General features: G+C 72.7%; 16 protein-coding genes, 3 tRNA genes and 1 pseudogene. 14 read left to right on the top strand and 6 right to left on the bottom strand.

The window, feature by feature from the left end; genetic code table 11:
* The first annotated feature begins 48 nt into the window (after positions 1-48).
* The 5 genes and pseudogenes from AQJ66_RS17940 (at position 49) to AQJ66_RS17920 (ending at position 6,989) form a co-directional block, all read left to right on the top strand.
* Positions 49-909, top strand: coding sequence for a sirohydrochlorin chelatase (locus AQJ66_RS17940; protein WP_061922704.1), 861 nt, complete (start codon positions 49-51; stop codon positions 907-909).
* A gap of 71 nt (positions 910-980) precedes the next feature.
* On the top strand, positions 981-2,315 hold the full coding sequence (locus AQJ66_RS17935; RefSeq protein ID WP_061922701.1) for a deoxyguanosinetriphosphate triphosphohydrolase: 1,335 nt from the start codon (positions 981-983) through the stop codon (positions 2,313-2,315).
* A 104-nt stretch (positions 2,316-2,419) separates the two neighbouring features.
* Positions 2,420-3,685: an NAD(P)/FAD-dependent oxidoreductase gene (locus tag AQJ66_RS17930; protein ID WP_061922698.1), complete on the top strand. Its 1,266-nt coding sequence runs from the start codon at positions 2,420-2,422 to the stop codon at positions 3,683-3,685.
* A 38-nt stretch (positions 3,686-3,723) separates the two neighbouring features.
* Complete coding sequence (dnaG, locus tag AQJ66_RS17925; protein ID WP_061922694.1) at positions 3,724-5,640, top strand: DNA primase; 1,917 nt, start codon at positions 3,724-3,726, stop codon at positions 5,638-5,640.
* Positions 5,641-5,770: 130 nt separating this feature from the next.
* A pseudogene (locus tag AQJ66_RS17920) lies at positions 5,771-6,989 on the top strand (RNA polymerase sigma factor).
* Between the two features lie 38 nt (positions 6,990-7,027).
* Here the strand turns inward: AQJ66_RS17920 and AQJ66_RS17915 are convergent.
* The 4 genes from AQJ66_RS17915 to AQJ66_RS17900 all read right to left on the bottom strand — a co-directional run bounded on the left by AQJ66_RS17915 (position 7,028) and on the right by AQJ66_RS17900 (position 12,630).
* Positions 7,028-8,956, bottom strand: coding sequence for an ABC transporter ATP-binding protein (locus tag AQJ66_RS17915; protein WP_061922688.1), 1,929 nt, complete (start codon positions 8,954-8,956; stop codon positions 7,028-7,030).
* The gene (locus tag AQJ66_RS17910) at positions 8,956-10,689 is read right to left on the bottom strand and encodes an ABC transporter ATP-binding protein (protein ID WP_061922685.1); all 1,734 of its coding nucleotides are present in this window, start codon (positions 10,687-10,689) and stop codon (positions 8,956-8,958) included. The genes AQJ66_RS17915 and AQJ66_RS17910 overlap by 1 nt, the downstream gene beginning before the upstream one ends.
* Before the next feature lie 132 nt (positions 10,690-10,821).
* Positions 10,822-12,276 (bottom strand): xylulokinase, encoded by a 1,455-nt coding sequence (locus AQJ66_RS17905; RefSeq protein WP_061922682.1) that lies wholly within the window; start codon positions 12,274-12,276, stop codon positions 10,822-10,824.
* Between the two features lie 48 nt (positions 12,277-12,324).
* Positions 12,325-12,630 carry a hypothetical protein gene (locus tag AQJ66_RS17900; protein ID WP_061922680.1) on the bottom strand — a complete coding sequence of 102 codons (306 nt, stop codon included), beginning with the start codon at positions 12,628-12,630 and terminating at the stop codon, positions 12,325-12,327.
* A 159-nt stretch (positions 12,631-12,789) separates the two neighbouring features.
* Here AQJ66_RS17900 and AQJ66_RS17895 point away from each other — a divergent pair.
* From AQJ66_RS17895 to AQJ66_RS17885, 3 genes are all read left to right on the top strand, one after another.
* Positions 12,790-12,862, top strand: a tRNA-Asn gene (locus AQJ66_RS17895).
* A gap of 6 nt (positions 12,863-12,868) precedes the next feature.
* A tRNA-Asn gene (locus AQJ66_RS17890) sits at positions 12,869-12,941 on the top strand.
* A gap of 175 nt (positions 12,942-13,116) precedes the next feature.
* Positions 13,117-13,193: transfer RNA gene (locus tag AQJ66_RS17885), tRNA-Ile, on the top strand.
* Positions 13,194-13,364: 171 nt separating this feature from the next.
* Here the strand turns inward: AQJ66_RS17885 and AQJ66_RS17880 are convergent.
* Positions 13,365-14,255 (bottom strand): alkaline phosphatase family protein, encoded by an 891-nt coding sequence (locus AQJ66_RS17880; RefSeq protein ID WP_061922678.1) that lies wholly within the window; start codon positions 14,253-14,255, stop codon positions 13,365-13,367.
* Positions 14,256-14,405: 150 nt separating this feature from the next.
* Complete coding sequence (locus AQJ66_RS17875) at positions 14,406-15,158, bottom strand: GntR family transcriptional regulator (RefSeq protein WP_061922675.1); 753 nt, start codon at positions 15,156-15,158, stop codon at positions 14,406-14,408.
* Between the two features lie 275 nt (positions 15,159-15,433).
* On the opposite strand from AQJ66_RS17875, the gene AQJ66_RS17870 reads away from it, so the two are divergent.
* From AQJ66_RS17870 to AQJ66_RS17845, 6 genes are all read left to right on the top strand, one after another.
* Positions 15,434-16,588: an ABC transporter substrate-binding protein gene (locus AQJ66_RS17870; protein WP_061922671.1), complete on the top strand. Its 1,155-nt coding sequence runs from the start codon at positions 15,434-15,436 to the stop codon at positions 16,586-16,588.
* The gene (locus AQJ66_RS17865) at positions 16,585-17,487 is read left to right on the top strand and encodes an ABC transporter permease (protein WP_061922668.1); all 903 of its coding nucleotides are present in this window, start codon (positions 16,585-16,587) and stop codon (positions 17,485-17,487) included. The genes AQJ66_RS17870 and AQJ66_RS17865 overlap by 4 nt, the downstream gene beginning before the upstream one ends.
* Positions 17,475-18,338: an ABC transporter permease gene (locus AQJ66_RS17860; RefSeq protein ID WP_061922664.1), complete on the top strand. Its 864-nt coding sequence runs from the start codon at positions 17,475-17,477 to the stop codon at positions 18,336-18,338. The genes AQJ66_RS17865 and AQJ66_RS17860 overlap by 13 nt, the downstream gene beginning before the upstream one ends.
* Positions 18,339-18,346: 8 nt before the next feature.
* Positions 18,347-19,456 carry an ABC transporter ATP-binding protein gene (locus tag AQJ66_RS17855; protein WP_061922662.1) on the top strand — a complete coding sequence of 370 codons (1,110 nt, stop codon included), beginning with the start codon at positions 18,347-18,349 and terminating at the stop codon, positions 19,454-19,456.
* 40 nt (positions 19,457-19,496) lie between these two features.
* Positions 19,497-20,201, top strand: a complete 705-nt coding sequence (locus AQJ66_RS17850) for an HAD-IA family hydrolase (RefSeq protein WP_063804052.1) — start codon at positions 19,497-19,499, stop codon at positions 20,199-20,201.
* A 339-nt stretch (positions 20,202-20,540) separates the two neighbouring features.
* A complete protein-coding gene (locus AQJ66_RS17845; protein WP_061922659.1) occupies positions 20,541-21,764 on the top strand; it encodes a serine/threonine-protein kinase in 1,224 nt (407 codons plus the stop codon).
* The last annotated feature ends 111 nt before the right edge of the window (positions 21,765-21,875 follow it).

Raw genomic sequence — 21,875 nt, 5'->3', positions numbered from 1 at the left:
TGACGGCCGCGCAACGGCAGCGCAACGTCCACCCGACAGGATCCCACCATGACGGCGTCGACCCCGCCCCGCGACGAGTCCCCCGTCCACCTCGACAGTACGGCGCACCTCATGAACAGCATCAGCAGCCAGGTCACCGGCCGCCTCCGGCTCGTCTCGCCGACCGGGCGCCGCCGGCCCGCACCGCCCGCCCTGGTCCTGGTCGGCCACGGCAGCCGCGACCCCCGCGCGCTCGTCACCGTGCGGGCCCTCATGGACCGGGTCCGCGAGCTGCGCCCCGCGCTCCCCGTCCACCTGGGCCACATCGAGCTGAACGAGCCCCTGCTCCCCGACACCCTCGCGGCGCTCGGCGACGCTCCCGTCGTCCTCGTCCCGCTCCTGCTCACCCGCGGCTACCACGTCAAGCAGGACATCCCCGACATCGCCGCCGCGGCCCCGGTACGCGCACGCGTGGCCGCCCCGCTCGGCCCGCACCCGCTCCTGGTGGAGACCCTGTACGCCCGTCTGCTGGAGGCAGGCTGGCCCCCGGCCGCGGACGCCGCCACGCGCCGCACGGGCGCGGTCGTCCTCGCGGCGGCGGGCTCCCGCGACCCCGACTCGGCCACCGACACCCGCCGTACGGGCCGCCTCCTCGCCGACCGCCTCGGCGTCCCCGTGATCCCGGCCTACGCCTCGGCGGCCGCCCCGACGGTCGACACGGCGGTCCGGGCGCTGGCCGCACGCGGCCGCCACCGGGTGGCGATCGCCTCCTGCTTCACGGCCCCCGGGCGCTTCGCCACCGAGTGCGCCCGCCAGGCCCCCTGGATCGCCTCGGCCCCCCTGGGCGCCCACGAGGCGATGGCCCGCCTGGTCCTCCACCGCTACGACCAGACCCATGCCCTGACGGAGGCGGACCTGGCGTCAGCCTGAAAACGACGTGACCGAGGGGCGCGGCGCACCGGCACCCCCCATTTGTCACCAGCGCCCCGTACTGTCGACCCATGGAAGGCACCACTGGCACCGCAGGCACCCGCACCGCACCCCCGGCCGCCTACGACCCGACATCGGTCGAACGCTGGGCGCCCGAGCCCGACAAGCGCCCCGGCCGCACCGCCTTCCAGCGCGACCGCGCCCGCATCCTGCACTCCGCCGCCCTGCGCCGCCTGGCCGGCAAGACCCAGGTGGTCACCCCGGGCACCCTCCCCCCCTCTCAACTTCGTTCGAGCGGGGGGACCCCCGTCCACGCCTGGGACGCCAGCCCCCGCACCCGCCTGACCCACTCCCTGGAGTGCGCCCAGGTCGGCCGGGAGCTGGGCGCGGCCCTGGGCTGCGACCCCGACCTGGTGGAGGCGGCCTGCCTCTCCCACGACCTCGGCCACCCCCCGTTCGGCCACAACGGCGAGCAGGCCCTGAACGAGTTCGCCGACGACTGCGGCGGCTTCGAGGGCAACGCCCAGTCCCTCAGGCTCCTCACCCGCATCGAGCCCAAGCGCTTCACCCCGGAGGGCTCGGTCGGCCTCAACCTCACCCGGGCCGCCCTGGACGCCGCCACCAAGTACCCCTGGCCGCGCGGCGCCCACCCCACCGACCCGAAGTCCCCGAAGTTCGGCGTGTACGAGGACGACCGCCCGGTCTTCGACTGGGTCCGCGCGCACGCCCCGGGCACCCGCACCTGCTTCGAGGCGCAGGTCATGGACTGGTCCGACGACGTGGCCTACTCGGTGCACGACGTCGAGGACGGCCTGCACGCCGGTCACGTCGACCCCGGCAGCCTGCACGCCGGGCCCGAGCGGCGGGCGGTGTTCGCGGTCGCCGTCGGCCGGTACGTGCCGGCCGGCACCGACCCGGCGGAACTCGCCGCCGCCCTGGACCGGCTCCTCGCGCAGGAGTGGTGGCCGCACGGCTACGACGGCACGGCGGTCGCCCAGGCCCGGCTGAAGGACGCCACCAGCCAGCTCATCGGCCGCTTCTGCCTGGCCGCCGAGGGCGCCACGCGCGCGGCGTACGGCGGCGGCCGGCTCACCCGCTACGGCGCCGAGCTCGTCGTACCCCGCGAGACCCGCATGGAGTGCGCGGTGCTCAAGGCGGTCGCCGACCTCTACGTGATGCAGCGGGCCGAGCAGGAGCGGCTGCGCGCCGACCAGCGGGTGGTCGTCGCCGAGCTGGCCGAGGCGCTCACCGCCCGGGCGCCCGAAGGGCTCGACCCGCAGTTCCGTGACCTGTTCGAACGGGCGCCCGGCGACCACGCGCGCAAGCGGGTGATCGTCGACCAGATCGCCTCGCTGACCGACGCCTCCGCCCGCTCCCTGCACGCGAGACTGACGGGGCATATCTGAATGGAACGTGACACCGGGTGGCCTGATCGGGTCACCCCCTCTTCCCGCACCACCCGGTGTGCGGGACGCTCGCATGTGGCGGCACCCTGACGAGGAGGCAACAAGTGGTCGACGCGGATCAGACGTTCGTCATCGTCGGAGGCGGTCTCGCCGGCGCCAAGGCGGCCGAGACGCTTCGCACGGAGGGGTTCACCGGCCGGGTGATACTGATCTGTGACGAGCGCGACCACCCCTACGAGCGCCCGCCGCTGTCCAAGGGCTACCTGCTCGGCAAGAAGTCCCGCGACAGCGTCTTCGTGCACGAACCGGCCTGGTACGCGCGCAACGACGTCGAGCTGCACCTCGGCCAGACCGTGGACCGGATCGACCGCGCCGCGAAGACCGTGCACTTCGGTGACGACGGCACCCTCGTCCACTACGACAAGCTCCTGCTCGCCACCGGTGCCGAGCCCCGCCGCCTGGACATCCCCGGCACCGGCCTGGCCGGCGTCCACCACCTGCGCCGCCTGGCCCACGCCGAGCGCCTCAAGGGGGTGCTGGCCTCCCTCGGCCGGGACAACGGGCACATCGTGATCGCGGGCGCCGGCTGGATCGGCCTGGAGGTCGCGGCGGCCGCCCGCGAGTACGGCGCCGAGGTCACCGTCATCGAACCGTCGCAGACCCCGCTGCACGGCGTCCTCGGCCCCGAGCTGGGCAACGTCTTCGCGGAGCTGCACCGCGCGCACGGGGTCCGCTTCCGGTTCGGGGTGCGGCTCACCGAGATCGTCGGCCAGGACGGCATGGTCCTCGCGGCCCGCACCGACGACGGCGAGGAGCACCCGGCGCACGACGTCCTCGCCGCGATCGGCGCCGCCCCGCGGACCGCGCTGGCGGAGGCGGCGGGGCTGGAGCTGGCCGACCGGGCGCACGGCGGCGGTGTCGTGGTGGACGAACGGCTGCGCACGTCCGACCCGGACATCTACGCGGCCGGTGACGTCGCCGCCTTCCCGCACCCCCTGTTCGGCACCAGGATGCGCGTCGAGCACTGGGCCAACGCGCTGAACGGCGGCCCGGCGGCCGCCCGCGCCATGCTCGGCCAGGACGTCGCCTACGACCGCGTGCCGTACTTCTTCACCGACCAGTACGACCTGGGGATGGAGTACAGCGGGTGGGCGCCGCCCGGGTCGTACGACGAGGTGGTGATCCGGGGCGACGCGGGCAAGCGGGAGTTCATCGCGTTCTGGGTGAAGGAGGGCCGGGTGCTGGCCGGGATGAACGTGAACGTGTGGGACGTCACGCAGCCGATCCAGCACCTGATCCGCTCCCGGGCCCGGGTCGACACCGACGCCCTCGCCGACCCGCACGTACCGCTGGACGGTCTGGCCTCCTGAACCCCGGGACTGTCGGTCCGGCCCCGTAGAATCACCACGTGGCAGGACGGATCAACGACGAGGACGTGAAGGCGGTACGGGACGCGGTCCCGATCGACGCCGTCGTCTCGGAGTACCTCCAGCTGCGCAACGCCGGGGGCGGCAACCTCAAGGGCCTGTGCCCCTTCCACGACGAGAAGTCGCCGTCCTTCCAGGTCAGCCCGAGCAAGGGACTCTTCCACTGCTTCGGCTGCCAGGAGGGCGGCGACACCCTCACGTTCGTGATGAAGATCGACCACCTCTCCTTCTCGGAGGCGGTCGAGCGCCTGGCCGCCCAGGCCGGCATCACGCTGCGCTACGAGGAGGGCGGGTACAACCCCGCCCACCAGCGAGGCGAGCGCATCCGCCTGGTCGAGGCGCACAAGATCGCCGCCGAGTGGTACGCGGAGCAGCTCGCCACCAGCCCCGAGGCCGAGACCGGCCGGGTCTTCCTCGCCGGGCGCGGTTTCGACCAGGCGGCCGCCGTGCACTTCGGCGTGGGCTACAGCCCGCAGGGCTGGGACCACCTCACCCGCTACCTGCGCGGCAAGGGCTTCAGCGACAAGGAGCTGATCCTGTCCGGCCTCGCCCAGGAGGGCCGCCGGGGCCCGATCGACCGGTTCCGGGGGCGGCTGATGTGGCCCATCCGGGACATCGGCGGCGAGGTCGTCGGCTTCGGCGCCCGCAAGCTGTACGAGGCGGACAACGGCCCGAAGTACCTGAACACGCCCGAGACGGCGATCTACAAGAAGAGCCAGGTGCTGTACGGCATCGACCTGGCCAAGCAGCACATCGCCAAGTCCAGCCGGGCCGTCGTCGTCGAGGGCTACACCGACGTCATGGCCTGCCACCTCGCCGGGGTCACCACGGCCATCGCCACCTGCGGCACGGCCTTCGGCGGCGACCACATCAAGATCCTGCGCCGGCTGCTGATGGACAACGGCTCGGCCCGGGTGATCTTCACCTTCGACGGTGACGCGGCCGGCCAGAAGGCGGCCCTGCGCGCCTTCGAGGACGACCAGAAGTTCGCCGCCGAGACGTACATCGCGATCGCGCCCGACGGCATGGACCCGTGCGACCTGCGCCTGGCCAAGGGCGACGAGGCGGTCGCCGACCTGGTCGAGCCCCGCACCCCGCTGTTCGAGTTCGCGCTCCGCCAGGTCGTGAGCCGCTACGACCTGGACACCCCGGCCGGCCGCGCCGCCGCCCTGGACGAGGCGGCGCCGATCGTCGCCCGCATCAAGAACAGCGGCGCGCAGCACGAGGTCGCCGTGGAGCTGGCCGGGATGCTCGGCATCCTCGACACCCAGTTCGTGGTCCGGCGGGTCGCCCAGCTGGCCCGCTGGGCGCGCGACCGCGGCGGGCGGGGCGGCGGCGGCCCGCAGGAGCGGTCCCGCGGGCCCCAGCAGCAGTGGGAGGCGGGCCCGCGCCCGGCCGCTCCGTCCGGCCCGGCGCTCACCCTGCGCAACCCGGTGTACGCCGCCGAGCGCGAACTGCTCAAACTCGCCCTGCAGCGTCCCGAGCTGGTCTCCCCGGCCTTCGACGCGTACGGCGTGGACGAGTTCACCGCCCCGCCCTACGCCGCCGTGCGCCAGGCGATCGCGGAGGCGGGCGGCGCCGAGTACGGCGTGCCGGACCCGCAGGAGTACCTGGTCCGGGTCCGCGAGGCCGCGCCCGACGACACCGTCCGCGCGATGGTCACCGAACTCGCGGTCGAGCCGATCCTGCGCCGTACGGTGGACGAGACCTACGCCGGCACGGTCCTGGTGCAGATCCGCCGCCGCGCGGTCGAGCGCCGCATCCGCGACATCCAGTCCCAGCTGACCCGCCTCTCCACCGGCGGCGACCCCGCTCAACTGGCCGCGGTGCAGAACGAGATGTGGATCCTCCAGCAGTACGACCAGACGCTCCGGGTGCGGGGGGCGGAAGCGCTCTGAGGAAGGCTGGTGCCGATCACCGGCTCACCTCAGTGGGGTCGCATATGCCGGCCGGATGATCCGGCGAGCTGGGTATCCAGGCGGTCACGGACCGGACGCAAAAAGTCACCGCACGCCCCTCGTGGCGGCGATGTGTCTTACCCCACACTGGGGGCGGTGCCCGATCCCCCGGAGCGCAGGCCGTCGACTCTCCGCTCCCGACGTACCGCTGCCGCTCTTCCGGAGCAGCGATCATCCTGGAGGTCGCCCCCGTGCAGATCCAGACCCTCGTCCAGACCGACAGCAGCACCAGTCCCGCCGGCGCGGCCGTCCCGCCGCAGGGCCGCGCCCCCCACCACCCGGACTCGGCCGCCGAACCGGGCGAGCCGCCCGCCGAGGCGCTGACGGAGGAGCCCGACGAGCCCCTTCCGCCGGTCGCCGTCCGGGCGGAGACCGGCGGCCCCTCCTCCGACCTGTTCCGCCAGTACCTGCGCGAGATCGGCCGGGTCCCGCTGCTCACCGCCGCCGAGGAGGTCGAACTCGCCCGCCGGGTCGAGGCCGGGCTGTTCGCCGAGGAGAAACTGGGCAGCACCCCCGACCTCGACAGTGAGCTGGCGCTCGACCTGGACCGGCTCGTCGTCCAGGGCCGGATGGCCAAACGCCGCCTCATCGAGGCCAACCTGCGGCTCGTGGTGTCCGTGGCCAAACGGTACGTCGGGCGCGGGCTGACCATGCTCGACCTGGTGCAGGAGGGCAACCTCGGGCTGATCCGGGCCGTCGAGAAGTTCGACTACGCCCGCGGCTACAAGTTCTCGACCTACGCCACCTGGTGGATCCGGCAGGCCATGTCCCGGGCGCTCGCCGACCAGGCCCGCACCATCCGCGTCCCCGTGCACGTCGTCGAGCTGATCAACCGGGTCGTCCGGGTGCAGCGGCGGATGCTGCAGGAACGGGGCTACGAGCCGACGCCCGAGGAGGTCGCCGCCCACCTCGACCTGCCGCCCGAGCGGGTCTCCGAGGTACTGCGGCTCGCGCAGGAACCGGTGTCCCTGCACGCCCCGGTCGGCGAGGAGGAGGACGTGGCGCTCGGCGACCTCATCGAGGACGGCGACGCCGCCAGCCCCGTCGAGTCCGCCGCCTTCCTGCTGCTGCGCGAGCACCTGGAGGCGGTGCTCTCCACCCTCGGCGAGCGCGAGCGGAAGGTCGTCCAGCTCCGCTACGGCCTGATGGACGGCCGCCCCCGCACCCTGGAGGAGATCGGCCGGCTGTTCGGGGTGACCCGGGAGCGGATACGGCAGATCGAGTCCAAGACGCTGAACAAGCTCCGGGACCACGCCTTCGCCGACCAGCTGCGGGGCTACCTCGACTGACGGGGCCGCTCACCCGGGTGAGCGGCCCGTCACCGGGCTCAGTCGACCTCGGCCACCGCCTGCGCGAACTGCGCCTTGTACAGCCGCGCGTACGCCCCGTCCGCCGCCAGCAGCTCGGCGTGCGCGCCCTGTTCGACGATGGACCCGTTCTCCATCACCAGGATGGTGTCCGCGTCCCGGATCGTCGACAGCCGGTGCGCGATGACGAACGAGGTCCGCCCCGAGGCCAGTTTGGCCATCGCCTTCTGGATCAGCACCTCGGTCCGGGTGTCCACGGAACTCGTCGCCTCGTCCAGCACCAGGATCACCGGGTCGGACAGGAACGCCCGCGCGATGGTGATGAGCTGCTTCTCGCCGGCGCTGACCCCCGACCCCTCGTCGTCGATCACGGTGTCGTAGCCGTCGGGCAGGGTGCGGACGAACCGGTCCGCGTGGGCCGCCCGCGCCGCCTCCTCGATCTCGCCCCGCGTCACCTCGCGCGAGGCGCCGTAGGCGATGTTGTCCGCGATGGTGCCGCCGAACAGCCAGGTGTCCTGGAGCACCATGCCGATGCCCGAGCGCAGGTCGTCCCGGGACATGCTCCGGACGTCCACGCCGTCGAGCGTGATCCGCCCGCCCGAGACGTCGTAGAACCGCATCAGCAGGTTGACCAGCGTGGTCTTGCCCGCGCCGGTCGGGCCGACGATGGCCACGGTCTGCCCGGGCTCCACGGTCAGCGACAGGTCCTCGATCAGCGGCTTGTCGGGGTCGTACCGGAACGACACGTGCTCCAGCCGCACCCGTCCGCGCAGCTCCGCGGGCCGCTCGCCCGGCACCGGATCCGCCTCCTGCTCCTCCGCGTCCAGGAGTTCGAAGATCCGCTCGGCCGAGGCGACACCGGACTGCACCAGGTTCGCCATCGACGCCACCTGCGTCAGCGGCATCGAGAACTGCCGCGAGTACTGGATGAAGGCCTGCACGTCACCGATGGACAGCGCGCCCGAGGCGACCCGCAGACCGCCGACGACCGCCACCAGCACGTAGTTGAGGTTGGACACGAACATCATCAGCGGCTGCATGACGCCGCTGTTGAACTGCGCCTTGAACCCGGCCTGGTACAGCGCCTCGTTCTGCTCGGCGAACTGCCGCGCCGACTCCTCCTGCCGGCCGAACACCTTCACCAGCGTGTGCCCGGTGTACATCTCCTCGACGTGCGCGTTCAGCATGCCGGTGGAGCGCCACTGCTGCACGAAGTGCGGCTGCGACCGCTTGCCGACCCGGGTGGCGACGACGAACGACAGCGGCACCGTCACCAGGGCGACCAGCGCCAGGATCCAGGAGACGTAGAACATCATGACGAGCACGCCGACGATGGTCAGCACCGAGTTGATCAGCTGCCCCATCGACTGCTGCAGCGTCTGCCCGATGTTGTCGATGTCGTTGGTGGCCCGGGAGAGCACCTCGCCGCGCTGGCGCTGGTCGAAGTACGACAGCGGCAGCCGCGACAGCTTGCCCTGCACGGACTCGCGCAGCCGGTACATCGTGCGGTTCACGGCCCGGTTGACCAGTCGCGTGGCGACCGCCATCAGCAGCCCGGCCGCCAGGAAGGTGCCGAGCGCCAGCAGCAGCACGCTCCCGACGGCGCCGAAGTCGATGCCCTTGCCGGGGGTGAAGTCGGTGCTCTTCAGCATGTCCGCGACGGAGCCCTGGCCCCGCGCGCGCATCGAGTCGAGCACCTGCTCCTTGGTGACCCCGGACGGCATCCGCCGGCCGATGATGCCGGCGAACACCAGGTCGGTGGCCCGGCCGAGGATCTTCGGGCCGATCACGTTCAGGGTCACGCTGACGACCACGCACGCCAGCAGGCCGTAGATGGTGACCCGTTCGGGCCTGAACCGGGCGACGAGCCGCTTGCCCGAGCCCTTGAAGTCCATCGAGCGCTGGTCCGGGCCGCCCCCGGCCATCATGCGTCCCATGGGCCCGGCCATCAGGCAGCCTCCGCTTCCGTGAGCTGGGAGAGCACGATCTCCCGGTAGGTCTCGTTGCCCGCCATCAGTTCGTGGTGCCGGCCGGTGCCGACCACCCGGCCCTCGTCCAGCACGACGATCCGGTCCGCGTCCCGGATGGTCGCCACGCGCTGGGCGACGATGACGACGGTCGCCTCGGCGGTCTCCTGGGACAGGGCGGTCCGCAGCGCCGCGTCGGTGGCGTAGTCGAGCGCGGAGAAGGAGTCGTCGAAGAGGTAGATCTCCGGGCGCTGCACCAGGGTGCGGGCGATGGCGAGCCGCTGGCGCTGGCCGCCGGAGACGTTCGTGCCCCCCTGCGCGATCGTCGCGTCCAGGCCGCCGTCCAGCTCGCCGACGAAGTCCTTGGCCTGCGCCACCTCCAGCGCGTGCCACAGCTCCTCGTCGGTGGCGTCCGGGTTGCCGTAGCGCAGGTTGCTCGCGACCGTCCCGGCGAACAGGTACGGCTTCTGCGGCACGAGCCCCACCGTCCTGGCCAGCAGCTTCGGCTCGACCTCCCGCACGTCGACGCCGTCCACCAGGACCTCGCCCTCGGTGGCGTCGAACAGCCGCGGGACGAGGCCGAGCAGCGTCGACTTGCCGCTGCCGGTCGAGCCGATCACGGCGGTCGTCTCACCCGGCCTGGCCACCAGCTCGATGCCCATCAGCACCGGCTCCTCGGCACCCGGATAGCGGAAGCCCGCGCCCCGGATCTCCAGATGCCCGTGCCGGCGCAGCTCGGTGACCGGCGCGAGCGGCGGCACCACGCTGGAGTCGGTCCCCAGGACCTCCTGGATGCGCTCGGCGCAGACCTCCGCGCGCGGCACCATCATGAACATGAAGGTGGCCATCATCACGGACATCACGATCTGCATCAGATAGGCGAGGAACGCGGTCAGGTCACCGATCTGCATGCCCCCGCTGTCGATGCGGTGCGCGCCGAACCAGACCACGGCGATCGACGACACGTTCACCACCGTCATGACGATCGGGAACATCAGCGCCAGCATGCGGCCGGTGGCCAGCTGCATGTCGGTCAGCTCCCCGTTGGCCTTGCCGAACCGGCCCTGCTCGTACTCGTCGCGGACGAACGCGCGGATCACCCGGTTGCCGGTGATCTGCTCGCGCAGCACCCGGTTCACCGTGTCCAGCCGGACCTGCATGGACCGGAACAGCGGCCGCAGCCGGCGCACGATCAGCGTCACGCTGATGCCGAGCACGGGCACGACGGCGACGAGGACACCCGACAGCGGCACGTCCAGGCCGAGCGCCAGCACGATGCCGCCGACGCACATGATGGGCGCCGACACCATCAGGGTGAACGTCATCAGGGCCAGCATCTGGACCTGCTGTACGTCGTTCGTCGTTCGGGTGATGAGCGAGGGCGCCCCGAAGTGGCCAAGCTCACGCGCGGAGAACGACTGCACCCGGTCGAAGACGGCACCGCGCACGTCCCGGCCGAGCGCGGAGGCGGTCCGGGCGCCGTAGTACACGGCACCGATGTTGCACACGACCTGCGCCAGCGAGATGCCGATCATCAGGCCGCCGAAGGACAGGATGTAGCCCGTGTCCCCCTTGACGACACCGTTGTCGATGATGTGGGCGTTCAGCGTGGGCAGGTAGAGGGTGGCGCAGGTCTGCAGGAACTGCAGCAGCACCAGCAGGGTGATGGGTTTCTTGTAGGGACTCAGATGGGTTCGGAGAAGTCGTATGAGCACGTGTGTCTCTCGGAAGTCGGCGACGGGGGCCGGTCGGTGCGCCCTTGGCCCCTATCGTCGGACACTCCACCCGCGTTACCTCAACCTATTAACCCGACAGCGCCGCATCTACGACCGTACGAGTTCGTCCCGTCACGGGCGGAACGCCCCGGGATGGGTCTGCTCCCGTACCGACACGAACTGCTGCCGGACCGCCTGACCCACCGCCAGCTCCTCGCCCGGCTCCAGCACCTGCGCGGCCGCGCCCTGCCAGGCCGGCGGGGTGCGCGGGTCGAGCGTGCCCCGCGACACGCCCAGCGCCCAGGCGGCCTGCCGGGCCGCGCCGATCGCCGCGTAGTCCGCGGGCTGCGGTACGACGACCTGGGCGCCGAACAGCGAGGGCGCCGCCGCCTGCACGGCGGGCAGCTCGGCGGCCGCGCCGAGCAGGAAGATCCGGCGTACCTCCACGCCCCGTCCGCGCAGCACGTCCAGCGCGTCGGCGAGCCCGCACAGCATGCCCTCGAACGCGGCCCGCGCCAGGTGCTCCGGCCGCATCGACTCGCGCCGCAGCCCGGCCAGCGTGCCCGCGGTGTGCGGCAGGTGCGGGGTCCGCTCGCCCTCCAGGTAGGGCAGCAGCACCAGCCCGTGCGCCCCCGGCGTCGACTTCATCGCCAGGTCGGACAGGCCTTCCAGGTCGGAGACCCCGAGGAGTTCGGCGGTGCCGCGCAGGGCGCGCACCGCGTTCAGCGTGGTGACGACCGGCAGGTGCATGCCGGTGGCGTCGGCGAGGGAGGTGATCATCCCGGACTGGTCGGTGAGCGCCTCCGGGTGCACGGCCATCACGGAGCCCGAGGCGCCGAGCGACACCACCGCGTCGCCCAGTCCGATCCCGAGCCCGAACGCGGCGGCCATGGTCTCCCCGGTGCCGGCCGAGATCAGCAGCCCCTCCGGGGTCGTGCCGGCCGCGTCCGACGGGCCGATCACCTCGGGCAGCATCGCCTGGTGCCCGAGGGCCAGTTCGACCAGGTCCGGCCGGTAGGCGCCGGTGGCCGCGGACCAGTACCCGGTGCCCGAGGCGCCGCCCCGGTCGGTGGTCCGGCGCAGCGGCCGTCCCAGCAGCTGCCACACGAGCCAGTCGTGGGCCTGCAGCAGGACGGCCGTCCGGCGCGCGTTCTCGGGTTCGTTCTTCGCGAGCCAGCGCAGCTTGGTGACCGGCTGGGCGGCCTGGGGCGCGGACCCGACGGCCTGCGCCCAGGCCTCCCGGCCGCCGAGCGCGTCCACCAGGTCGGCCGCCGCGACCTGCGCCCGCTTGTCCCCGCCGACCAGCGCCGGGCGCACGGTGCCGCCCTGCGCGTCCAGCGGGATCAGCGCGTTCGCCTGCGCGGAGACGCCGATGGCCTGCACGCCCTCCAGCAGCCCGCCCCCGGCGGCCTCGCCGAGGGACAGCAGCCAGGCCTGCGGGTCCACGTCGCTGGGCCGCCCGCTGCCCTCCGGCGCGTCGACCGGATGCGGGGCGTACCCCTGACGCAGTACGGCACCCGAGTCCGCGTCACAGACCACGATGCGCGTGAAATCGGGTGAGCTGTCCAAGCCGGCGACTATCCCCATGCCCGAAATTCTGCCGCATCGCGGCGCGGGCTTCGGCCGTGGTGCCGACTAGGTGTTGCTGCTGCCCCAGTCGTCCTCGGGCGTGCCGTTCATGTTGCGGTCGCGCAGGGAGCGCACCCGCTGGGCGACGGAGGCCGGGACGCGGTCGCCGACCTTGTCGCTGACCGTGTGGAAGGCCTTGCCGGCGTACTGGCGGCCCTGCTGGGCGGCGGTCTCGGCGGTGTTGCGGACCGCCGGGTTCTCCGAGAACCGGCGAGCGGCCTTCCTGATCTGTTCGTACCGTTCCCGGCCGGCCCTCGTGCCGAGTACGTAACCGAGGGCCAGTCCGGCGACGAATGTGAGCCGGTAGCGCATGGCTGCCACCCTTCCCTTGGGTAGGTCTCTGGTGCGGCGTCGGCGCCGGGGGATACCGATTGGCGGAGCACCCCCCTGCTTGCGCTAATGTATGTGTCGCAGCGAGCGCCCGCCCCCTGGCGAATACCCAGGCAGGTACGATCGATGCAATCGAGGCGATCCTCCGTAGCTCAATTGGCAGAGCAGCCGGCTGTTAACCGGCAGGTTACTGGTTCGAGTCCAGTCGGGGGAGCTTCGGTCCTCCGTAGCTCAATTGGCAGAGCAGCCGGCTGTTAACCGGCAGGTTACTGGTTCGAGTCCAGTCGGGGGAGCACGCTGGACGAGGACCCTTCGGGGTCCTTTTTCATGCCCGCGGGAACCACGGTGCGCGCACCGCGGTCCTCAAGGTCAGGAGCAGCGCGGAAGCCGACCATCCGAAGCAGGAGATCGTATGAGCGGCTATGCTGCGGCACACGGCGCGTACACATGTACGCGACACGCCGCTATGGGGCGGTAGCTCAGCCGGTTAGAGCAGCGGACTCATAATCCGTCGGCCGTGGGTTCGAGTCCCACCCGCCCCACCAGGAACAGGTCAGAGAGACCTGCTGAACTGCGGAAACGTTTCTTCGGACTGCGGGCGGACCGCAGGCGGCGAGAGCCGCCAGGGAGGCGGCGCCGGCCCGGGCGTACCGGGTCTCACGGCGTGTCCCCGATCACACCCTGGCCCAGCCGTCGTATCCGGTGGGTGTCCGTGCTCATGCCCGCAGCGGGGTGAGCTCGGCGGGCACGGTGGCGGGGAACGGGCTGCCGTCCAGGGTCCAGTGAGGGTCGACGGGGCGGCCGAGCGAGGCGTAGACCTGGGCGGCGACGTCCGGATGCCGGATGGTGCCGCCGGGGCGCCCCGGTGCGAACTGCGGTCCGGCGCAGGCGACCCAGGCCGTGCGCTCCTCGACGGTGTCCCCGCCGTGGCCGCCGTCGTCGACGTGGCCGTGGTCGGTGACGACGATGACGGTCCAGGCCTCGCTCGCGTACGTCCTGCGGTCGCGGACGGCCGCGAGCAGCCGGCCGAGACGCTCGTCGGCCCGGAGCACCGCTCGGCGGTAATCGGGTCCGCACCCCAGGAAGTGAGCGGTCTCGTCCACCGCGCCGAGGTAGACGAACGAGGCCTCCGGGTCGGAGTTCGCCAGGACGTGCACCGCCTCGGCCGTGACCAGCTCGTCGCACTCGTCCCACGCCTCGGGGGTGTCGGCTGCGGGCGCTATGAAGGACAGCCGGCTCGGGGCCTTGAACAGCGGTCCGCCGTCGTGCTGGATCATCAGTGGCTCCCACCCGGCCGCCACGAACGTCCGCCGCCGGTCCACCCGGGCGAGGCGGGTCGCGAAGTCGGGGAAGACGTCCAGCCGGTTCCCGGAGAAGTTGTTGCCCCAGATGCCGTGCTTGGCGGGTCCGACGCCCGTGAGGATGGTGGCCCAGCAGGGGCCCGACATCGTCGGAGTGCCGCCGTCCACCTCGACGGGTGCCAGGAACCCGGCTTCGGCGATCGAGTCCAGGTTCGCAGTGGGCAGCTCCGTGAGCAGGTCGTACCGGACCCCGTCGATACCGATGACGAGGACGCGGGGTGTGGCGGTGCCGGGGTGGGCGGGCATGGTCGGCGTTTCCTTTCGGCGATGCTTGCTGGGCCTCACGATGCCGGGGCCGGGTACCGGGCGGGGGCATCGGGGAGAAGCCGAGGTGTCGGGCGGGTGTCGTCTCGCAGAGCGGGCCCCCGGTGTCGCGGCGGGGCGGTCGCCTGCCGCTCAGCCGGTCCCGGGCTCCGCCGGCCGCCGTACGAGGGGGTTGGCACCGATCGAGTTGTGGACGGAGAAGCTCACCGAACCCGGGCGGTAGCGGTCGTCGGACCACTCGACGGGACGGCCGGTGCGCGTCGTGGTGACCCGGCGTACCCGCAGCAGAGGGCTGCCGCGGCGCAGGCCGAGCAGTTCGGCGTCGCGGGTGCCCGCCGCCACCGCGTCGATCAGGTGCTCGCCGTAGCTGAAGACCAGCCCGGTGTCCTCGTACAGTCGCTGGGTGACCGACGCGCAGTCCGGCTCGATGCGCTCGACGGCCGGGGCGATCCAGTCGGCGTAGACCGTGCGCTCCAGCAGTACGCGCTCCCCGTCCAGGCCGCGTACGCGCAGTACGTACAACACCTCCGCACCGTCCGGCAGATGCAGCCGCACCGTGTCCTCCGCAGTCGCCCTGCGGCGCTCGGAGGAGATCACCGTGCCCGATGCGGTGCGGCCCATCCCGCGCGCCCACTGGGCGAAGCTGCGCAGTTCGGCGAAGCTCTGACTGCGCCTGCTCGCCAGGACCACGCGCCGGGCGCCCTGCCGCGAGCCGATGAGGCCCTCTGCCGTCAGCGCGGCGACCGCCTGTCGTACGGTGCCGCGGGAGACGCCGTACCGGGCGGCGAGCTCCGCCTCCGAGGGCAGTCGAGCCCCGACCGTGTACTGCTCGTGGTCGATGGCCTGCCGGAGTTCCTCGGCTATCTCCTCGTGCCGTGCCGCCACGGCCCCCCCCTTGTCCTTGTTCAACGGAGAACTGCGCACACTGCGCGCAGGGTTGTCAGCGTAGGCGACCGTGCTGCCGACTGCCGCCAAAGCGGTTGTCCCTGCCCTCTGACGCGTTGTGCCCCTGCTCACAGCGGGCTACGTGTTCCTGGATAGCACTGCGTGATTTCGCCGGCGTTCATATTCACGACACGGAAGCCGGGCCTACTGAGGTCGACTTGTTCAGACAAGTTGCCGATCCCCTCGCTCGCCACTGGTTCATGTCAGGAGACGTTGTGACCGTGTCCCTTCCGAGAACAGCAGTCCTCGCCGCCGGCCTCGCCGCCGCGGCGCTCACCCTCGGCGCCTGCGGCGCCGCCCCCACCGCTCAGACCGGCGGCCCAGGAGCCGCGAAAGCGGCCACCGCCACCTCGGCCCGGGACTTCGGCGGCATGGCCGCCCTGATCGCCGCCGCCAAGAAGGAGGGCGGGCTCAACGCGATCGCCCTCCCCCGGGACTGGGCCAACTACGGCGCCCTGATCGACGGCTTCACCAAGAAGTACGGCATCAAGGTGAAGGTCGAGAACCCCGACGGCAGCAGCCAGGACGAGATCAGCGCGATCACCTCCCGCAAGGGCCAGGACCGCGCCCCGGACGTCGTCGACCTCGGCAGCTCCTTCGCGCTGAGCGCCGCCCAGCAGGGCCTGCTGGCCCCCTACAAGGTCGCCTCGTTCGACGAGCTTCCCGCGCAGCAGAAGGACGCCCAGGCCCGCTGGTACAACGACTACGGCGGCTACATCTCCATCGGCTGCGACGCCAGGCGCGTCAAGAAGTGCCCCACGACCTTCGCCGAGCTGCTGAGGCCGGAGTACAAGGGCCGGGTCGCGCTCAACGGCAACCCCACCAAGTCGGGCTCGGCCTTCGGCGGTGTGTACGCGGCGGCCCTGGCCAACGGCGGTTCGTTCGACGACATCCGGCCCGGCCTGGACTTCTTCGCCAAGCTGAAGAAGAACGGCAACTACACCCCGGTGGAGTCCACCCCGGCCACGGTCGAGCAGGGCGAGACCCCGATCAGCATCGACTGGGACTACCTCAACGCGGGCTACGCCGAGGAGTTCAAGAGCAAGGGGGTGGACTGGAAGGTCGCCGTCCCCGAGGACGGCCGGTTCTCCCAGTACTACTCGCAGGCCGTCAACAAGGATGCCCCGCACCCCGCCGCGGCCCGCCTGTGGGAGGAGTACCTCTACAGCACCGAGGGCCAGAACCTCTGGCTCAAGGGTTCCGCCCGCCCCGCGCTGATGGCCGCCATGGAGCGGAACGGCACCCTGGACCAGGCCGCCGCGGCCAAGCTGCCGAAGGTCGCCGGCACGCCGCGGTTCCCGACCGAGGCGCAGCAGGCCAAGGCCAAGCAGGTCCTGGGGCAGGCCTGGGGGAAGGCCGTCTCCGGGTGACGTCCTCCACGACCACGCTGACCGGCCCTGCCGCCGCGGCCGCCGTCCCCGTCCGGCGTCACCGCTCGGCCGGGTGGATCGCTGTGGCCCCGCTGCTCGCCTTCGTGGCACTGAGCTTCGGGGCCCCCGCCCTCGCCATGCTGGGCGGCGCCTTCACCGCCAGGGACCCGGCCACCGGAGCCACCTCGTACACCACGGCCAACTTCGCCGCCTCCCTGCACGGCGCCTACCTCACCGCCCTGCTCGGCAGCGTCAAGCTCTCCGCCGTCTCCGCGGGGATCGCCGCCGTGCTCGGCCTGCTCCTCGCCCAGGCCGTGGTGACCTCCCGATTCCGGGCCCTGCGGGAAGCCGTGCTCACGGCCTCCGGAGTGCTCGCCAACTTCGGCGGGGTTCCCCTGGCCTTCGCGTTCGTGGCCACCCTCGGCAACTCCGGCGTGCTCACCCGCCAGCTGGGCCTGGCTCGCCACGGGTGGGACCTGTACAGCTTCTGGGGCCTGACCCTGACCTATCTCTACTTCCTCATTCCCCTCATGGTGCTCACCGTGACCCCCGCGCTCGACGGACTGCGGTCCCAGTGGCGCGAGGCGGCGCAGAACAACGGCGCGACCGGCGCCCAGTACTGGCGGCACGTCGCCCTGCCGGTGCTGGCGCCCTCCCTGCTCGGCGGCCTCGTCCTGCTCTTCGGCAGCGCCTTCGCCGCGTACGCCACCGCCGCTGCCATGGTCGGCAGCTCGGTTCCGCTCGTCACCCTCCAGATCGCCGACGCCATCTCCGGCAACGTGCTGCTCGGACAGGAGAACGTGGCTCTGGCCCTGAGCCTGGACATGGTCGCGGTCGCCTGCCTGGTGATGGCCGTGTACCTGCCCCTGCAACGACGGAGCGCACGATGGCTCGACTGACGACCCTGCTCCCGCGCGGAGTGTCCGCCCGCCGCCCCCGGCTGTGGCGCGGTGCCGTCCTCGCGTGTGCCGCCGCTTACTTCCTGGTGCCCCTGGCCGCCTCCGTGGTGTTCACGGTCGACGTGCCCGGCAAGGGGCTCTCCCTGGACGCCTACGGGCAGATCTTCCGCGCCGACGGCTTCACCTCCAGCCTGCTGCTCTCGCTGGAGCTGGCCCTCGCGACCATCGCGGTGGTGCTGCTGCTGATGGTCCCGGCCGTGGTCGCCCTGCGGTTGGGCGCGCCCCGGCTGCGGCCGGTGGTGGACATCGTCTGCTCGCTGCCGCTCGTGGTGCCGCCGATCGCCCTGGTGGCCGGGATCGGCACGGTGCTGAGGTGGGGGCCCGAGCACCTGGCCGCGACCCCGTTCTTCCAGACGCTCGTGGCGATCCAGAACCCGGCGTTCCCCGTCGTGCTGGTCCTGGCGTACACCGTGATGGCGCTTCCGTTCGTGTACCGGGCACTCGACGCCGGCCTGCGGGCCGTGGACGTCCGCACCCTGACCGAGGCCGCCCGCAGCTGCGGTACGAGCTGGCCACGCGCCCTGGTGCACGCGGTGCTGCCCAACCTGCGCGGCGCGCTCCTGAACGCCTCGTTCCTCACCCTGGCGCTGGTGCTCGGTGAGTTCACCGTCGCCCAGCTCCTGGGCTTCCAGCCTTTCGCCGTGTGGGTCGTGAACGTCAGCGGATCGCAGGCACAGCTGTCCGTCGCGGTGTCCGTACTCAGCCTGCTGATCACCTGGGCGCTGCTGCTGGCGCTCACCTCGTTCGGCGGCGGGACCTCGCGCCGCGCCGCACCCCGTCGTAAGGAGTGACCGACCCCATGACCGACACCACCCTCGCCGTCCCGCTGGCGGGCGGGGACGGCCACCGCACGCGAGCGGCCGGAGCCACCGTCGAATTCCGCGCCCTGCGCCGTGCCTTCGGCGCCACCGTCGCCCTCGACGGGCTCGATCTCACCGTGCGCCCGGGGGAACTCCTCGCCCTCCTGGGCCCGTCCGGCTGCGGCAAGACCACCGCGCTGCGGATGCTGGCCGGCTTCGAGCACCCCGACTCCGGCCTGGTCCTCGTCGACGGCGAGGACGTCACCGGGGTCCCGGCGCACCGTCGCGACACCGGCATGGTCTTCCAGTCCTACAGCCTCTTCCCGCACCTGAACGCCCTCGACAACGTGGCGTTCGGACTGCGGATGCGCAAGGTGGGCGCGGCCGAACGACGCGCCCGCGCCGCCGAACTGCTGGAACTCGTCGGCCTGCCCGACCACGGCAGCCGCTACCCGCACCAGCTCTCCGGCGGCCAGCAGCAGCGCATCGCCCTCGCCAGGGCCCTCGCGCTGCGACCGCGGGTGCTGCTGCTGGACGAGCCGCTGTCGGCGCTGGACGCCAAGGTGCGGCTCACCCTCCGTGAGGAGATCCGGCGGTTGCAACAGGAACTGGGCATCACCACGCTCTTCGTGACGCACGACCAGGAAGAGGCGCTGTCCATGGCCGACCGGGTCGCGGTGATGCGTGGGGGCCGGCTGGAGCAGTGCGCGACGCCCGCCGAGCTGTACGCCCGCCCCGCCACCGCGTTCGTCGCCGAGTTCGTCGGAACCATGAGCCGCATCCCCGGCCGCGTCGTCGACGGCGGAACCGTCGAGGTGCTCGGCCGCCGGCTTCCCGTCGACGGCGAGGCGCCCGCGGTGGCGGGAGGCGAGGTCGACGTGCTCGTGCGGCCCGAGGCGGTCCGGCTCAGCCACGACCCGGCCGGCCGGGCCCGGGTCGTCGCCACCGCCTTCCTCGGCGCCGTCACCCGCGTGACCGTGACGCTGCCCGGCGGTACCCCCGTCAAAGCCGACCTGCCCACCGAGTCCGCCGCCGCTCTCCCGCCCGGCTCGGCCGTGGCCGTCGACCTGCCCGACCGCCCGGTCCTCGTCGCCCCCCGCGCAGCCTGACCCCTCCCGTCCGACCACCACGCGCCCGAAAGGGAACTCCTTGCCATCCGACACCCCCCACAACCACCCGCTGCAGGCCGTCCTCTTCGACATGGACGGCACCCTCGTGGACACCGAGGAACTGTGGTGGCAGGCGGTCCAGGAGGTGGCCAGTCCGATCACCTACCAGCTCACGGACGCAGACCTGCCCGAGGTGCTGGGCCAGGCGGCCCAGCACACCGCGGCGTACCTGCACCGGGTCACCGGCGGCGCGCGCCCGGCCGGTGAACTGCGCGCCGCCCTGGAGACGTGTTTCGCCGCACTCGTCTCCGCGCACGTGCGTCCCCTGCCCGGCGCGCTCACCCTGCTCGATGCGCTCGCCGACGAGGGCGTGCCGGTCGGCCTGGTCACCGCGTCCCCGCGCAGCGTGGCCGACCTGGTCCTCCGGACCCTGGACGCGGGCCGGTTCGCCGTCTCGGTGACGGCGGACGACACACCGCGCACCAAACCCGCGCCCGACCCGTACCTCACCGCCGCGCGGCGACTCGGCGCAGAGCCCCACGCCTGCGTCGCCGTGGAGGACACACCCACCGGTGTCACCTCCGCCGAAGCCGCGGGATGTCCGGTGCTGGCCGTGCCCTCGGCCGTGCCGATACCCCCGGCGCGCGGGCGGGCCGTGGTGAGCAGCCTCGTCGAGGCGAGCCCGGCGCTGCTGCGGGCACTGGTGGAGGACCGGGAAGTGCGGCAGCGGGACGCACACGCCTGACGACGGCGACCGCCGCGAGAGCGCCCCGTCCGTCGAGGCGGTGCCCTGCCGACGCGACGAGCGGACGGTCACGTCCTGCGGGGCACCGGTCGTACGGGGAGAGGCCGCTGGGCCTGCTGACCGCTCCACGCGGGGCGGTACCGGCGCGGTCGCCCGATGACCGCGGGGCCGCCCGGCGCGCACGGCTCCGCCGGCTGCCTCCGCGACCGGCCGGGGCACGGCCGGCGTGGATCACGGCGGCACCCCGCTCGCCGGGCTCCTGTCCCGGGCACCGCCGAAGATCGCGCCGGGAGACACCTCGGGGGCGCCACGCTGGGGAGCTGCCGCCATACTGTGCGCATGGAGCGGATAGGGGGGTACCTCGTCGAGCGCAAGCTCGGTGAGGGCGGGATGGGAACCGTGTTCCTCGCCCGGACACGGGGTGGCCGCGCGGTCGCGCTGAAGGTGGCCAAACCGGAGCTGGCGGCGGACCCGGTCTTCCGGGAGCGGTTCCGCAGCGAGGTCGAGGCGGCCCGCACGGTCGGCGGGTTCCACACCGCCTCCGTGGTCGACGCCGACGTCGACGGCGACCCGCCGTGGCTGGCGACCGCCTACATCCCCGGCCCGACCCTCGCGGCCCGGCTCGCCGCCGAGGGCCCGATGGACGAGCCGCGGCTGCGGGCGCTGGCCGCCGCCCTCGCCGAGGCGCTGGAGTCCATCCACGCCCGCGGCCTGGTGCACCGCGACCTCAAGCCCGGCAACATCATCATGGCCGAGGACGGCCCCCGGGTGCTCGACTTCGGGATCGCCCGGGCCGTGGAGTCCACCCGCTTCACCGCCACCGGCACCGCCTTCGGCACCCCCGGCTTCCTCGCCCCCGAGCAGGCCCTCGGCCACGACGTGACCGGCGCCGCCGACGTGTTCGCCCTCGGTGCCGTCCTGGTCGCCGCGGCCGGCGGCAGCGCCTGGGGCGAGGGCACGCCCATGGGGCTGATGTACCGCTCCGTCCACGAGACGCCCGACCTGGCCGCCGTGCCCGCCGGGCTGACGGACCTGGTGGCGGCTTGCCTGGCCAAGGACCCGGCGGCCCGGCCGACGCCCACCCGGCTGCTGGACATGGTCATGGGCGAGTCCCGGGAGCCGGGCCCGGCGACGCACCCCGCGACCGTCGCCGTCCCCCCGGTGCCCTCCCCGTACGCCCCGCCCGTCCCGCAGCCCTTCGCGCCGGCCCCTCCGGCGTACGGGCAGCCGCCGTTTCCCGCGACCCCGCCGGGGAGCCCGTACGGGTTCGGCCCGCCCGTCCCCCTGGGCCCGCCCGAGGTGGTGCTCACGGACCGGGACGCCCGCGTCGTCGTGAACGCGACCGGGATCATCCTCGAAGTCGGCGGCGCCGCGGCGGACTTCGAGTGGGCCGAGATCGCCGGAGTGGTGCGCACCCCCCGGGGCAGCCGGCTGACGGTGACGGTCCGGCTCTGGGACGGCAGCGTGTTCGACTGCGAGCTGAACGCCCGCCGGACGGCCCGGCTGACCGAGTGGATCACCCGGCTCGACCCCGTGCTGGGCGCCCATCTGGCCGGGCGGTAGCGGACCGGACAGATCGGGCGAGTCCGTCAAGCCGTTTCGCCAACAGCTGTGACGACGTCATGACTTGTCCCCTCCTTGGCTTGGACATGCCTTGTGCGGGGCACGGACCTC

Origin of the sequence: Streptomyces bungoensis (assembly GCF_001514215.1) — a bacterium.
Lineage (GTDB): Bacteria > Actinomycetota > Actinomycetes > Streptomycetales > Streptomycetaceae > Streptomyces > Streptomyces bungoensis.
The sequence above is the reverse complement of the archived record's forward strand: the minus strand, read 5'-3'. Positions and strand labels throughout refer to the sequence as shown.